This window comes from Hymenobacter wooponensis, from assembly GCF_004745865.1.
Lineage (GTDB): Bacteria > Bacteroidota > Bacteroidia > Cytophagales > Hymenobacteraceae > Hymenobacter > Hymenobacter wooponensis.
Map to the genome: position 1 here is coordinate 130,034 of NZ_SRKZ01000009.1, position 14,393 is coordinate 144,426.

17 protein-coding genes are annotated in these 14,393 nt (G+C 60.1%); 15 read left to right on the forward strand and 2 right to left on the reverse strand.

What is annotated here, in order from left to right:
* Positions 1 to 52 precede the first annotated feature (52 nt).
* Positions 53 to 184 carry a hypothetical protein gene (locus EU557_RS26005; RefSeq protein WP_262709687.1) on the reverse strand — a complete coding sequence of 44 codons (132 nt, stop codon included), beginning with the start codon at positions 182 to 184 and terminating at the stop codon, positions 53 to 55.
* A 130-nt stretch (positions 185 to 314) separates the two neighbouring features.
* Positions 315 to 812 (reverse strand): hypothetical protein, encoded by a 498-nt coding sequence (locus tag EU557_RS23865; RefSeq protein ID WP_135532975.1) that lies wholly within the window; start codon positions 810 to 812, stop codon positions 315 to 317.
* A gap of 396 nt (positions 813 to 1,208) precedes the next feature.
* Between EU557_RS23865 and EU557_RS23870 the strand changes: the two genes are divergently transcribed.
* The 15 genes from EU557_RS23870 to merTP all read left to right on the forward strand — a co-directional run bounded on the left by EU557_RS23870 (position 1,209) and on the right by merTP (position 14,385).
* The gene (locus tag EU557_RS23870) at positions 1,209 to 3,539 is read left to right on the forward strand and encodes a heavy metal translocating P-type ATPase (RefSeq protein ID WP_342588278.1); all 2,331 of its coding nucleotides are present in this window, start codon (positions 1,209 to 1,211) and stop codon (positions 3,537 to 3,539) included.
* Positions 3,540 to 3,574: 35 nt separating this feature from the next.
* Positions 3,575 to 3,952: a cupredoxin domain-containing protein gene (locus EU557_RS23875; protein ID WP_135532977.1), complete on the forward strand. Its 378-nt coding sequence runs from the start codon at positions 3,575 to 3,577 to the stop codon at positions 3,950 to 3,952.
* Positions 3,949 to 4,584, forward strand: coding sequence for a helix-turn-helix domain-containing protein (locus EU557_RS23880; RefSeq protein WP_135532979.1), 636 nt, complete (start codon positions 3,949 to 3,951; stop codon positions 4,582 to 4,584). Before EU557_RS23875 ends, EU557_RS23880 begins: the two co-directional genes overlap by 4 nt.
* Positions 4,585 to 4,703: 119 nt before the next feature.
* Positions 4,704 to 5,333 (forward strand): DUF305 domain-containing protein, encoded by a 630-nt coding sequence (locus EU557_RS23885; protein ID WP_135437014.1) that lies wholly within the window; start codon positions 4,704 to 4,706, stop codon positions 5,331 to 5,333.
* Positions 5,334 to 5,419: 86 nt separating this feature from the next.
* Positions 5,420 to 5,734 carry a DUF6122 family protein gene (locus tag EU557_RS23890; protein ID WP_135532980.1) on the forward strand — a complete coding sequence of 105 codons (315 nt, stop codon included), beginning with the start codon at positions 5,420 to 5,422 and terminating at the stop codon, positions 5,732 to 5,734.
* A 34-nt stretch (positions 5,735 to 5,768) separates the two neighbouring features.
* On the forward strand, positions 5,769 to 6,077 hold the full coding sequence (locus EU557_RS23895; protein WP_135532982.1) for a phosphoribosylpyrophosphate synthetase: 309 nt from the start codon (positions 5,769 to 5,771) through the stop codon (positions 6,075 to 6,077).
* Positions 6,078 to 6,142: 65 nt separating this feature from the next.
* A complete protein-coding gene (locus tag EU557_RS23900; protein WP_245326374.1) occupies positions 6,143 to 7,117 on the forward strand; it encodes a DUF4396 domain-containing protein in 975 nt (324 codons plus the stop codon).
* 99 nt (positions 7,118 to 7,216) lie between these two features.
* Entirely contained in the window at positions 7,217 to 8,467 is a 1,251-nt protein-coding gene (locus EU557_RS23905) for a hypothetical protein (protein WP_044019232.1), read from the forward strand.
* Positions 8,468 to 8,520: 53 nt separating this feature from the next.
* Positions 8,521 to 10,377 (forward strand): DUF4209 domain-containing protein, encoded by a 1,857-nt coding sequence (locus tag EU557_RS23910; protein WP_135532983.1) that lies wholly within the window; start codon positions 8,521 to 8,523, stop codon positions 10,375 to 10,377.
* A gap of 8 nt (positions 10,378 to 10,385) precedes the next feature.
* Positions 10,386 to 10,970, forward strand: a complete 585-nt coding sequence (locus tag EU557_RS23915; protein ID WP_135532984.1) for a hypothetical protein — start codon at positions 10,386 to 10,388, stop codon at positions 10,968 to 10,970.
* Positions 10,971 to 11,041: 71 nt separating this feature from the next.
* On the forward strand, positions 11,042 to 11,317 hold the full coding sequence (locus tag EU557_RS23920; RefSeq protein ID WP_135532985.1) for a hypothetical protein: 276 nt from the start codon (positions 11,042 to 11,044) through the stop codon (positions 11,315 to 11,317).
* A 229-nt stretch (positions 11,318 to 11,546) separates the two neighbouring features.
* Positions 11,547 to 11,876, forward strand: coding sequence for a helix-turn-helix transcriptional regulator (locus tag EU557_RS23925; protein WP_071884651.1), 330 nt, complete (start codon positions 11,547 to 11,549; stop codon positions 11,874 to 11,876).
* The gene (locus tag EU557_RS23930) at positions 11,870 to 13,165 is read left to right on the forward strand and encodes a type II toxin-antitoxin system HipA family toxin (protein ID WP_135532986.1); all 1,296 of its coding nucleotides are present in this window, start codon (positions 11,870 to 11,872) and stop codon (positions 13,163 to 13,165) included. The genes EU557_RS23925 and EU557_RS23930 overlap by 7 nt, the downstream gene beginning before the upstream one ends.
* A 231-nt stretch (positions 13,166 to 13,396) precedes the next feature.
* Positions 13,397 to 13,765 (forward strand): ArsR/SmtB family transcription factor, encoded by a 369-nt coding sequence (locus EU557_RS23935; protein WP_135532987.1) that lies wholly within the window; start codon positions 13,397 to 13,399, stop codon positions 13,763 to 13,765.
* Complete coding sequence (gene merTP / locus EU557_RS23940) at positions 13,762 to 14,385, forward strand: mercuric transport protein MerTP (protein ID WP_052381917.1); 624 nt, start codon at positions 13,762 to 13,764, stop codon at positions 14,383 to 14,385. The genes EU557_RS23935 and merTP overlap by 4 nt, the downstream gene beginning before the upstream one ends.
* Positions 14,386 to 14,393: the final 8 nt, after the last annotated feature.

A 14,393-nucleotide genomic window follows, 5' to 3' on the forward strand; every position in this document is an offset into this window, starting at 1 on the left:
ATGAAAAGGGGGGGGGGCGCTTCTCAGGGCGGCCCAGGGCTCCAGCCAGTGCTTAGGCCTGCCACTGCTGCCAGAGCACGAAGCTCAGCGTGGCGGCCAGCACGGCGTAGAGCAAGTAGGAGAGCAGGCGACGGCCCGGCCCTCGGCGGGGCGGCGTACCAGCTTCTTCGCAACAACTCTTCATTGCCGGGAGGAAAAAACCAGGAAGAAAAAGGGGAAGGGGCGCGGCCGGACCACGCGCGACGGGTAAACGAAAAGGCCCGCCCCGGACATAGCACAGCTATGCCGGCGCGAGCCTTAGCGCGTCGGAAAAATCAGACAGTCAGCGACTGGATGAAAATGCGGATATCGGGTATTTTGGGCTTTAATTGCCGCCGCGCCACCAGCAGCACGGGACGCGAACGGTCCCACTGCTGAAAGCGGAACACTACGGTCAGGGGTGCTGGCGGCAGAGCCACCGGCATGAACGCCATTTTCTCAATTCCCGCCTTGGGCGGATGCGCCAGCGAGGCCCATACGGTTGCGGCATCATCCTGGCAGCAGGCACCCTTAGGGCCGTGCTGGTGCGAGGTCCCGGAAGCGGGGGCTTCGCGCTCGTCGTGGTGGTGAGCCGCCTTCGCGTTGAGGCCAGCCCCATGGGAATGGGGCGCTTGGTGCTTGGACGACGCTGACTGCGGGTGCTCATGCGCCGGCGTGCCGGCCGGGTGCTTGTGCGACGTCATGGCTTGAGCCGGGGCCGCTGGCATTACCAACGCACAGAAGACTTGCCCAAAGAACACGTTGAGGAAGACCACCAGTAAGGAGGTCGCCATCGCGCGTCGGGAATGGGTCTGGAGTCGGAACATTGGTACAGGTCAACTGCAAAATTATGGGAAAGGTTTACATAGTATTCTACTGCTACTCTGGCCTCCCTAGCTCGGCGGCTAAGCCCCTTTCCTCCCCTACCGCCCCAGAAATGGCCTTTTCAGCGTCTGCGGGCCTTCCCAGGCCCCGTTCTGGTTTTGACCCGCTGGGAGTACACCCGGGCTATGCTGGAAATCTTATAAGCTCAGCGACTGAATTGTGTACGTGCCAGCACACTGGACGACGGGGTATGCAAATGTTGTAAGCGCAAAGCTCAATTCTGCACATCTATTGGGTACCGAAGCCAGTTTACTTCGTGTTGACCACAACGAGCAACTTACCGCTCCCCACCAACGCTACTACTCGTGGAAACCATACCCGATCATCACCCCACCCCGGCGGCACCCGCCCAGCCGGCGGCGCCCGCTGGCGGCACCGAGACCGCCATGCTTAGCATCGAGGGCATGACCTGCGCGTCCTGCTCCAACTTTGTGGAGAAGGCGCTCAGCCGCACGCCCGGCGTGCAGCGCGCCACCGTAAACCTGGCCAGCGAAAAGGCCACCATCGAGTACCTGCCGGGCCAGATTGACCGCGCCGGCCTGAAGGCGGCCGTGGAGCAGGCCGGCTACGGTGTGCACGAGCCGGTCGCGCCGGCTTCGCCCAACGTGCTGGCTTCCGACCAGGAGCTGGACCAGCGCAAGGCCGAGGCTTACCAGAAGCTCAAACGCCGCTTCCAGGTAGCGGTGGGGCTGGCCGTGGTCATCATGCCGCTGAGCATGCTCATGCTCTGGCCCCGGATGATGAACCTGATCCCGACGCCGGTACTCAACTACGTGCTGCTGGCCCTGACATTGCCCGTGCTGCTCTACAGCGGCCGCGAGTTTTACGTCTCGGCCTGGAACGGCTTCCGGCACCGCACCGCCAGCATGGACACGCTCATCGCCGTGGGCACCGGGGCGGCCTTTCTCTACAGCCTGGCCGCTACGGTGATTCCCCACTGGTTTATGCAGCGCGGCATCATGCCCGAGGTGTACTACGACACCACGGCCACCATCATTGCCTTGATTCTACTGGGCAAGGTGCTCGAAAGCCGGGCCAAGTCCAAGACCTCGGCCGCCATCAAGGCCCTGATGGGGCTGCAGGCCAAAACCGCCCGCGTAGTGCGGGGCGGGCAGGAAGTAGACGTGCCCATCGAGCAGGTCGTGCCCGGCGACGAAGTGGTGGTGCGCCCTGGGGAGAAAGTAGCTACCGACGGCGTGCTGCTCAGCGGCCACTCGGCCGTCGATGAGAGCATGCTCACCGGCGAGAGCCTGCCGGTGGAAAAGAAGCAGGGCGACAACGTGTTCGGGGCCACCCTCAACAAGACCGGCTCCTTTCGCTTTCGCGTCAGCAAAGTGGGCGCCGAAACCATGCTGGCGCAGATTGTGAAGCTGGTGGAGGAAGCGCAGGGCAGCCGCGCCCCCATTCAGCAGCTGGCCGACAAGGTCAGTGCCGTGTTCGTGCCGGTCGTGGTCATGATTGCCATCGTCACCTTCGTGCTCTGGTTTGATTTCGCCCCCGAGGCCACGCGCCTGCCGCTGGCGCTGGTCAACTTTGTGGCCGTGCTCATCATCGCCTGTCCCTGCGCCCTGGGCCTGGCCACGCCCACAGCCATTATGGTGGGCACCGGTAAGGGGGCCGAGCACGGCGTGCTGATTCGCAATGCCGAGGCCCTGGAGAAAGCGGAGAAGGTGACCACCGTGCTGCTCGACAAAACCGGCACTATCACCCGCGGGGAGCCCAGCGTGACGGACTTCTTGCCCGTCAACGGCGAAGCTACTGACCGCCTGCTGCCCCTGCTGGCCGCTGTGGAGCGCCAGTCGGAGCATCCATTGGCCGAAGCTGTGGTGCGCTACGCCGATGCCCAGGGCGCCGCGGCGCTGACGGCCACCGCGTTTCAGGCCTTGGAAGGCCGTGGGGCCAGTGCCACGGTGGACGGGCAGGCCATTTTGCTGGGCAACCGCCGCCTGCTCGACGAGCACCAGGTGCCGATGACGGCCGCGGCCGAGCAGGCTGCCGCGCAGCTGCTGGACCAGGCCAAGACCGTACTGTACGCCGCGATGGGCGGGCAGGTGGTAGCCCTGATTGGGGTAGCCGATACCGTACGCGACACGTCGGTGGCCGCGATTCGCCATTTGCAGCAACAAGGCATTGAGGTGGTGATGATGACCGGCGACAACCCGCAAACCGCCGCCAAGGTAGCCGAACAGGTAGGCATCAAGCGCTACTTTGCCGAGGTGCTGCCCGCCGATAAGGCCGGTAAGGTGAAGGAGCTGCAAGCCGAAGGCCGCGTGGTAGCCATGGTTGGTGACGGTATCAACGACGCGCCCGCGCTGGCCCAGGCCGACATCGGCCTGGCCATGGGTGGCGGCACTGACGTGGCCATGGAAGCGGCTGGTATCACGCTCATGCGCTCGGATTTGCAGGGCGTGGTCACGGCCATTGACCTCTCGCGCCAGACCATGCGCACAATTAAGCAGAACCTGTTCTTTGCCTTCATCTACAACACGCTGGGCATTCCTATTGCTGCCGGCCTGCTCTTCCCGCTCACCGGCTGGCTGCTCTCGCCCATGCTGGCCGCCGGGGCCATGGCCCTGAGCTCGGTATCCGTCCTTACTAACTCACTGCGCCTGCGCGCTTATAAGCGGACCGCATAAGGCGGCCTTTTCTTTCCTTTTATGTACGTCCCCCTATGGATACAACTCAGCTAATCGTAACCCTGGCAGGCGTAGGCCTGCTAGTCTTTGTCGGCTGGTTTTTCTTTCTGGCCCCGCACCGGGTGGCCGCGGCCGTTTCCTCGTCGGCGGGCATCCAGCAGGTCGACATCATGGTGAAGGGCGGCTACTCGCCTGACGTCATTGAGGTGGAACGCGGCAAGCCCGTGCAGCTCAACTTTTACCGCGATGAGGAAAACAGCTGCTCTGAGGAGCTGCTGCTGCCCGACTTTAACATCCGGCGCGACCTGGCCCCGTTTAAAACTACGGCTATTGAGTTTTTGCCCCAGCAAGCCGGTACCTTTGCTTTCACCTGCGGCATGCACATGCTGCGGGGAAGCCTGGTCGTAAAATGAAAATCGTGACACAGTCCGCCACTTCCACCCTACCGCCCCCCGCGGCCGGGGCAGTGCGCCTCTCCATCCGCAACATGGTGTGCCCCCGCTGCCTGCGGGTGGTGCAGCGCGAGCTGGAGAAGGCCGGGCTGGTGGTGGAAGGCGTAGCCCTGGGGGCGGCTAATGTGCGCATGGCTGATGGCAGTCCAATACAGGAGCACGTGGTGCAGGAAGCCCTGCAGGCCTATGGCTTTGCCCTGGTGGAGGATCCCCGCGATCAGCTGGTAGAGCAAGTGAAGGCTCTGGTGGTAGAGCTGATTCACTACACCCCGGTTGAGCTGCAGCCGTTTCACACCTATTCTCACTTCATCAGCCAGCGGATAGGGCGGTCCTACGCCTACTTGTCACACCAGTTCTCGGTGCGCGAGGGCCTGACGCTGGAGAAGTACATCATTCGCCAAAAGGTGGAGCGCGCCAAGGAGTTGCTCAGCTACCAAGATGAAAACGTAGCCAGCGTGGCCAAACTGCTCGGCTATAGCAGCGCCGCCCACCTGACCAATCAGTTCCGGCAGGTAACGGGCATGTCGCCTTCGGACTACCAGCGCTTAGGGCCGGGCAGCGCCGGGCGCGTGAGCCTTTCCAACCTTGTTTAAAGGTTCAGACTGGAAACTTTACAACGTTTTAGGTTCAATTGTGAGCAAACGGAGGCGGTATTCCACCGTTTAGTCAGGGGTGACACTTTCGTTACCTGTGTACCTAAATCCCTCTTACCATGCTCCGTTCTCTTCGACTTCCCCTGCTTGCTTCTATCTTAGCCTTTGGCACGCTGACTGCGTGCAATAAAGATGATTCTGATGGTCTTGAACTCATCAAGCATGATGAGAGCGTTTACATGCGTAATATGCATGAGAGCATGGCCATGATGGAAGCAATGCCCAAAACGCAAGACCCCGATAACGACTATGCCAGCATGATGATTATGCACCATCAGGTGGCTATTAAAAACAGTCAGGAGGAGTTGAAAAGTGGCAAGGACGCCACTATGAAGCAGATGGCCCAGACCATCATCGACAAGCAGCAGGCGGAAATCGCCCAGTTCAATGCCTTTCTGACGGGCCACCCGGCGCATGCCCCGGCCGTGCCAGAGTTCAATGCTTTGCAGATGATGAATATGATGCAAATGATGAAGGCAGTGGACCTTCGCCCGTTAACCGGCGACCCAGACTTTGATTTTGCACAGCTCATGATTGACCACCATCAGGCCGCCGTGGAGAATTCCGATGCGCTGCTCAAGTACGGCCGCGAGAACACGACCAAGGCCCTGGCCCAGCAAATTATCACGGACCAGAAAATGGAAATCAAGATGCTGCAGGACTGGCTGCTGGCCAATAAAAAATACTAGATGGCTGCTCTCCGGCACCGATGAAAAAGAGTGGCCCCGGTGGGGTCGCTCTTTTATTTTCTCCCTCCCCCTCCTTTTCCCCTGCGTTGCTACACATTGTACTGCATGTGCTGGTGCCCGCAATAGTAGCGCTGGTTTTTTACCGGCCGCGTTGGCACCGAGTTTGGCTGGTTCTGGCGGCCGGCCTGCTATTGGATATAGACCATGTGCTGGCCACGCCCATGTTCGACCCCACGCGGTGCCGCATCAACTTTCACCCCCTGCATACTTACTGGGCCATGGGCATTTACGTGCTCTTGCTCTTTTCGCCCCTGACGCGCGTGTGGGCCGTGGGCTTTTTATTGCATATGGCGCTGGATTATGCCGAATGCTGGCAGCTGGGTATCCGCTGGCCACAGTAAGCGGCCTGGTTCTTTACGCTCCACACTGGCTTTTATGAAGCTCTCCGAAACGCTTTCTTTAGCCTTGCAGCAGTTGCGCAGCCGCGGCTATACCGAAGACTTCAGTTTGCAGCCTGATCATTTGTACTGCGCGGCTTACGATTTACCGCTCGGACCCGAGCAGTTTCAGGTCGATGTGATTTTTCGCTTTGAGAGGCATTCCGACCCAGGAGACCAATCCATTCTGTATGCTATCAGGGCAATTGGGTTAGACCTGCGGGGCGTGCTGGTAAATGCCTACGGCGCGTATGCTGACCCACTGACAGCCGCCATGGAGGCTAGGCTGCGCCAGCCGCTCCGCTGAAGATTCTTCTTTTTGGTCTTTTACTTCCTTTCCGTTTTACTTACTCCCCTCCCCTGATGCACCCAATGTCGGAACCACTGTTTCCGCAGTACCTGCTGTGGATTTGGTTTACTTTAACCGCCCTTTCCGTAGCCTACGTGGCCTGGGACCTGTTTACCCGCACCCCGGAAATGAAGGTGATGAAATGGGGCTGGGTGCTGGTGACGCTCTACACCGGGCCGGTGGGCCTGCTCATCTACTGGTTTTCCTGCCGCGAGCCGGCCCCCGGCACCCACGAGCAGTTTGTAGCCCCGCTGTGGAAGCAAACCGTCGGCTCCACTATCCACTGCTTAGCCGGCGACGCCACCGGCATCATTGCGGCAGCCATCATTACCAGCTGGCTGCGCTTGCCCATGGGCATTGACATCTGGGTGGAGTACGCCGCCGGCTTCTTGTTTGGCTTACTTATTTTCCAGGCCTTGTTTATGAAAGACATGCTGGGGGGGAGCTATAGTAAGGCCATACAGGCCTCTTTTTACCCCGAATGGGTGTCCATGAATGCGGTCATGGCTGGCATGATTCCAACTATGGTTATCCTGATGACCCGCGACATGACGGCTATGGAGCCTGCCTCCGTACGCTTCTGGGGGATTATGTCACTGGCCACCCTGGTAGGAGCCCTCACGGCTTACCCCATTAACTGGTGGCTCGTGAAAAAACAGCTTAAGCACGGCATGGGCACCGAGCGTGCTCTTGGCAAAGGTGGCCCGCCACCCGAGCGCGCCACCGACCCCGCCATCACAGCTCACACCGCAGCCCACGCCGCGCACATGCGCGTAGCCGCTGATGCTTCAGCGCCGGGCGGTCAGCACGCTACTGGCCACCACAACATGGGCGGTCAGCATATATCGGCATCCCGCAAGGCTGCGGTAGCCTTGCTCTCCCTGCTCCTGCTGGCCGTGGGATATTACCTGGCAGCGCAGTACGGGGACCTGTCGATGCGGCCGGGTATGCCAATGGATGCAATGCCCGGGATGGACATGCCCGGACACCAGATGTAGCCGCCATTTCGCGAAATGCCGGGACCCGCGCCGGAAGTATGATGATTGGGCCCGGACTTCTGTGCAACTTAGCTACTGTATTGGTTCTACTTCCTTTTTATGTCTGCTGCCCTACCGCCCCTTATTCAATCGTACAAAGCCGATTCCGAATCCGTTTACAATACCTGGTTTATCAACAACGAGGAACGGTTAAAGGCTTTTCGCTCCATCCGGCGCGGGGTACAGCAGGTGGTCAAGGACATTAAGGCCGGTAGCTTCGGCAACGATTTCAAGGGCACGTCGCTTGAATTTGTGCTCAGCGTCATCAGCGAGCAAAAGCAGGTGTTTCAGGGCGCGGCCCACCCCTTCTACTGGAAGCCCAAGCTGCGCATTCCCGACATCTACGAGCACGAGGACAACAAGCGCGCCTTCGGCCAATTTCTGGAAAGCTGTCTGGCCGCCACCACCGAGCAGCAGTTACTACGCGAAATCGATCTGCTGGACCGCCGCAAAATCAAGGGGCTGGGCCCGGCCGTAGCCAGCATCCTGTATTTTTTGCACCCCACCTTGATGCCGCCCTGCAACACGGCCATCGTCAACGGCTTCAACGCCCTGTTCGGGGAGAAAATCAAGCTGGGCTCCTGGGCGGAGTACCTGCGCATGCGCGAGCGGCTACGCGACCTGAACCAGGAGCACCGTCAGCACCTGAGCCTGGACTACGGGGCGCTGGCGGGCTTGCTCTTCGACGTGGGCGTGAAGAAGATGATTGCCGGCGACCAGCAGTTTGCCAGCGACGAGGACCGCGATAAGTACCAGCAGCAAGCCCGCAAGCGCCACCAGGAGGTGCAGACCGAGGCTCAGGAGCAAAACCAGCACACCCAGATGCAGCACCACCTGCTGCGCATCGGCAAGGCCCTGGGCTGCGACGTGACCACGGCCATCAACGACCGCAACCGCTTGTGTCACGGCCAGAAGCTGTCATTTCTCTGCCTCGATCAGCACCCTGAGCTGCCGGTACCGGCCGACGTGGCCACCACTATTCGCCTCATTGATGTGGTGTGGTTCGCACCGGGCACCAACCGGGTGGTGGCTGCTTTCGAGGTGGAGAAGAGTACCAGCATCTACTCGGGCATTTTACGCCTGACGGACTTGGCGTTTTCCATGCCCGAGCACGAAACGGCCCTCTACTTAGTAGTGCCTGACGCCCGCGAGAAGGAAGTGCAGGCCCAACTCTCGCGCCCGGCCATTCGGGCCGCTGGCGCAACCATCCACTACATTCTGTTCTCCGAACTCAGCCAGCACTGTGAGGCTCTGTGCAAGTTTGGCGACACGCCGTCGGCCATGCGCAAGATTGCGCGCAACGTCCTGTAATGGGAGCCAATCTTCCCGCCGCCTTGTTTAGGAAGCACCGGTAAAGCCACTACATGCAAGACCTTCAGAATTACCTGAATTACCTCGATACTGCCAGCGAAGATGTCAAGGACCATCACGCGATTACCTCGCGACTGGGCGAAATGGCTGTGCAGCTTACGGGGGCTGGGGACCTCGAAAACGCCCGGTTAGCCCGAATAGAACAGGAAGTAGTAGCCGCCAGTAAACAACTTGATAAAGGGGTAGGCTATCAGATCAGTGGTACCCGAAAAGACGAGCAGGGCGTGGAGCACGAGTTCGGCTGGCCGGATACAAGCGGGTATGGCGCGGCCGAGTATGCGTATGTGCAGCAGCGGTATCGGGCTTCCCCCAACCTTTATCTGAAGAGCGAATACGGTTTGTTTCTGTATTTGCGCAAGCAACTCCGCACTAATGAGGAAGTTCGGGACTTGGCGGCTACGCTCTTTCGATTAGGAAGCAGTTATATCGACAAACACCGCGTGGCCGGGGAGCGGGCCCATTATGCCCTGCATGCGATTGAGGTGTTGCGGAAAGCCTTTCAACTGGCCAACACGCGAAAAAACGACGCGGGCGTTGCAGAGCTGCTGCGCGCAATCGTCGACTACTTGGTGGACCTGCACACTTCCTGGCCGTTAGAAAGCCGTTCTACCTTGCTGGTCTTGGCCTCCATCACCCGGTTGTTTACCGAGTATTACCGCTCGCTGAACAGTCCGGCGCAGGCCGATGCCTTGCTCGAACAAGATTGGCATGGGGTGCATCAACTGGCGCAAACTTACCGGCATGGCGCCATTGAGCTGGCGGCCGAGGCGGCGGAACTGGCCGTCAAAGCCCGCCGCGAACGGGAGCGGTGGTTGACGTTTCAGGCGCAGCAGCTGGAAGCGCTGGCCCAGGAAGCGGAGGCACAGCACAACATGACAGCCGTCACCTTTACGGAACGAGCCCTGCGCATCTACCGGCAAGTGAAAGACCAGCCTAATAGCCAGCGCCTGGAGCAGGAATATCAGCGCCTGCGGACGCGCTTTGCCTTGACGCAGACCCGCACCCAAATGCCGGACGAGGCCACCCGGGCGTTAATGGAGTACATCGATGAAGTTGTGCGTACCAAGGATGCCGAGGGCATTCTGACGGAATTGTGCCTGACGCCCATGTTCCATAGTTTGGATAAGGTGAGTGAGGCCGCCCAGGCCCAGCGTGACTCTTTCATGGACATGCTGCCCAAGAGCTTAGAAGACAAGCACGGCAACACGGTTCAGACGTTTTACACGGAAGAAGAGAAGGAGCAGTTTCAGTTTTTGAATACCTACAGCCTGCTGGCCCAGCTCTCTACCCAGACGTTGGTTAAACTGATGCTGGAAGCGTTTAAAGCTGGAAAGCTGACGGATACCGCCATTGAAGCGTTCTTGCAGCGCAGTTGGCTGGGTGAGCCCCGTATGGTGGAATCGAGCGGGCAGCAAACCCAGACTTCCCCTTTGCGCCTGATCATGTCGGGCATTCGCCTGCTCTTCCAAGAACTGGAAGCGTGGCGGCAGGACCCTGACTATGAACCCGACTTCATTGCCAGCACGGATTCACTGACGTTGAAAGTCGAGTACCTGCTGCGCTACATCTGCGTACGGTTGAATATGCCGACTTTTAAGATGCGCGAGGGCTCGGAGGTGACCATGGAAAAGCTGTTGGACGAATTGCTGGCCGACTTGAAAGGGAAGCTTGAAGAAGAGGATCGGTTCTTTATCAAGTTTTTCCTCAGTGAGAAAGCCGGCTATAACTTGCGTAACCGCGTGGCCCATGGCTTGATGGACGACGACGAGTACGGCGTAGAAAACGTCTTTCTCGTCCTAACGATGATATTGAAATTAGCCTCGTACGAATTTCGTGCAGTAGTAGTATAAGAAGCGCCATGGAACCACAAGTAATGACGATTCGCAAGTCAATTGCCCGCTCTGACCGCCGGTCGGTGAAAGGCATTGACATGTGGTCGATGGACGCGGACGAATTTGTTCGCAACGAGCAGGCCAGCCGAAAAAATGCGCGGGGTATTAGCAACAAATTCTCCCTGTTCGAGACCCTTGAGTTACTGGCCATCAAGACCAAGCGAAGCCCAGTAACCGGCTTGGGCCTGGTTATCCCGAAGCTCTTGGCGCAGCTGGAGACGTTCCGCAACCTGTCGCCTAATTGGGATTCGTACGGGGCCTTGCCCACCGAGGAGCGCGCCCTGGCCCGTGCCCGCCAGCTCTTAAATTCCCTCTCGCTGCAGTTGGTCTACGCGCCGGCCGTAAGCGTGCATGTATTTCCTATGCGCGATGGTGGCATACAGGTGGAACTGGACCGAGACAATGCCTCGATGGAAATCGAGGTACACCCCGATGGAACCGAGGACTACCTGCTTTTCACGGCGCAAGGCGCTCTCATTGGCACTTACACTAGCCTCTTTGCTGCCTTGCGGCATTTTATTGATCCTCCGCGCCCAGCAAGCAATACATGAGTGTGCATCAGATAACCTCCGAGGATGAATTACTCCGAAGAATCATCTTACAGCCCCAGTTTTTTAAAGTAATGCCGGACGGTGTCCGCCGGCCTACCAGCGCCGCTTTCAAGATGCGCAGCGGAGAAGGCGGCCTATCTGTCGATATCATGGCCCTGACTACATTGGAACAAGCCATTGCCACCCGTAGCACGCACACGGGGGCCTTGCTGGCGGCAAAGGTTCCGCTTGACAATCAGTGTCCTTGCGTCCACGACCCGGTAGCAGGAAATCCTGCCCACGCCCTCATCCGGAATGTAACACCGGCCTTGGCAAAGCTATTCGCCGTTAATGCCCGCCTCCTGTAGCGAACCGGGGCCTAGTTCTCCGTTTCCGTAGGGCCGAAGCCAAACACGCCAGGTATAAAACCAGTGGCAGCCAAGGAACCTATGTGATTTTGTAGTGGCCGCGGTACTAAGCAATTGGGAAGGGCCGGTAAATAAACTACGGATAATTCCGTGCCGCAGACGATTCTTATATGTTGTACAAACGCAACAAACATGGTATATTTGGCCCTGTTTGTTGCGTCTGTACAACATGAATTGGTACTCTCTTTCCGACTTGGCCATCCTGCGCGAACTGGGCAGCAGCCTGCGCCAGATTCGGCTCAATCGCAACCAGTCCCAACAAGCGGTGGCCGAGGCCGCGGGCATCGACCGGGCCACCCTGAGCCAAATTGAGCATGGCCGTCCTACCTCGCTGCTCACCTTTGTGCAGCTGCTACGCACGCTGGAGCAGTTAGACTTGCTGGATACGCTGGTGACCAAAGCGGAAATCAACCCCCTGGCGCTGGCCCGCCTCGCCAAAAAGCAGCGCCGCAACGCCTCGCCGGCTTCATCCACGCCGCCCCCACCCGCTGAATGGTAGACCTCGCTTTTGTTCGCTTGTGGGGCCAGTTGGTCGGCGCCGTGCGCTGGGATGCGGCCCGGTCGCTGGCCACGTTTGCCTATGACCCCGGCTTTGTGAAGTCCGGTCTGAATGTGGCGCCGCTGCAGATGCCGCTGACGGCCCGCGCCGGCCAGGTGTATTCCTTTCCCCGCCTCAACCCCGACACCTACCACGGCCTGCCCGGGCTGCTGGCCGATGCGCTGCCGGACCGGTTCGGCAACCAGCTCATCGACGCCTGGCTGGCCACGCAGGGCCGCGCCGCCGCAGACTTCTCGCCGGTGGAGCGCCTGTGCTACATCGCCAACCGCGGCATGGGCGCCCTGGAATTCGAGCCCCAGGTGGGCAACGTGGCCGGGGCGGGAGCTGAGCCCGTGGAAGTGGCCGACCTGGTCGAGCTGGCGCAGCAGGTCGTGGGCCAGCGCGAGGCCTTCCACGTCAACCTGCGCGACGAGGCCGCCGACAGCCTGGCGGCCCTGCTGGCCGTAGGCACCTCGGCCGGTGGCGCCCGGCCCAAGGCCATCATTGCCTTCAACGAAAACAGCGGCGAGGTACGCTCGGGCCAGGTAAAGGCCCCGCCCGGCTTTGGCTACTGGCTGCTCAAGCTGGATGGCGTGCGCGACCAGGCCCTGGCCGACCCCCAGGATTTCGGGCGGCTGGAGTACGCCTACTACCTCATGGCCACCGCCAGCGGCCTGCAGATGAGCGAGTGCCGCCTCTACGAGGAAGGGCCGCGGGCCCACTTCATGACCCGGCGCTTCGACCGCACGGCCGCGGGCGAAAAACTCCACGCGCAGACCTTGTGCGCGCTGGCCCACTACGACTACAACCAGCCCGCCGCCTACTCCTACGAGCAGGCCTTTCAGGTCATGCGCGACCTGCGCCTGCCCTACACGGCGGCCGAGCAATTCTACCGGCGGATGGTGTTCAACGTGGTGGCCCGCAACCAAGACGACCACACCAAGAACATCTCGTTTTTGATGGACGCCGCCGGGCAGTGGCAGCTCGCCCCGGCCTACGACGTGGCCTACGCCTACCAGCCCGGTAACCGCTGGACCAGCCAGCACCAGATGGCCCTGAACGGCAAGCGGGACGGCTTCACCCGCGCCGACCTGCGGGCCGTGGCCCGGGAGATGAACATCCGCGGGGCCGACGAGCTGATAGACGACGTGCTGCAACAGGTGGCACGGTGGCCAGAGTTTGCCGCCACGGCCGGCATGAGCGAGGACCGTACTGCCGCAATTGCCAGTGCGCACCGGCAAGTAAAGTAGTTGGGAACCGGTCCCTTGTTGGATAAACCAAGGAAGAATTCTGACCCGTAAGGGTAGTCCGGCTTTTCAATGCGGCCGGTTGTGGAAGTAGTCTTGAGTCTTCCTTGCACGCTGAAGCAGCTATTCAATAACGGACGGTGAACTACTCGCTATACCTCGTCTTTGTCTTACGCTAATTATTTAAGCGTTTGCTTAAATAAGAAAACAATAACTTTGTATAAACTCAAAGTTATGGCTGTTTCCTGCATCCGCGTCTTTGCTGACGCTGCCCACATTGAACACAGCAAGCAGCGTCTGGCTGCAGCTGCGCCGGGCATCGAAGCCATGGCGGCCGTGCTCGCGCTGGCCGGCAACGAGGTGCGGTTGAAGATGCTGTTTCTGCTACTCGACCAGCAGCTGTGCGTGTGCGACCTGGCCGATGTGCTGCAGATGAATGTGTCGGCCATCTCCCAGCACCTGCGCAAGCTCAAGGACGGCGGGGTGATTCAGGCCCGCAAAGTGGGCCAGACCGTGTTTTACTCGCTGACCCCCGCGCATCAGCCATTGGTGCAGTCGCTGCTATCATCCGTTTCACCCGCCTTGACTGCCGCTGCCGTATGAACCAGCCCGCTTTCACTTCCTCCAAGTCCCTGGCCAGCACGGGCGTGCTGGCGGCGCTGGCCGCCTCGCTGTGCTGCATCACCCCGCTTCTGGCCATCATTGGTGGGCTGGGCGGCGTCGCCTCCACTTTCTCGTGGCTGGAGCCCCTGCGTCCTTACCTGGTGGCCCTGACGGTGGGCGTGCTCAGTTTTGCTTGGTACCAACAACTCAAGCCCGCGCCCGTGGCAGACGATGACTGTGGCTGCCCCGTGCCGGCTAAACCTTCCTTGATGCAGTCACGCGGCTTTCTGGCCAGCGTGACGGTGCTGGCCGGCCTGCTGTTGACCTTTCCCTACTACAGTGCGCGGTTCTACCCGTCGGCGGCACTCAAACCGGTGACAGCCACCAATACGGCGCCGGTGTGGCAAACGAGCTCCTACCGCATCGGGGGAATGACCTGCGAGGCCTGCGCCCGCCACGTGGAGCACGACGTGCAGCAGCTGCCGGGCGTGCAGAGCGTGCGCGTGTCCTATGACCAGGGCACGGCCCAGGTGCGCTATAATGCCGCCGTGACGCCCGTGGCCCAGATTGAAAAGGCCATCAACGGCACCGGCTATTCGGTGCTGAATCCTTCCCGCTAAATGCTCCC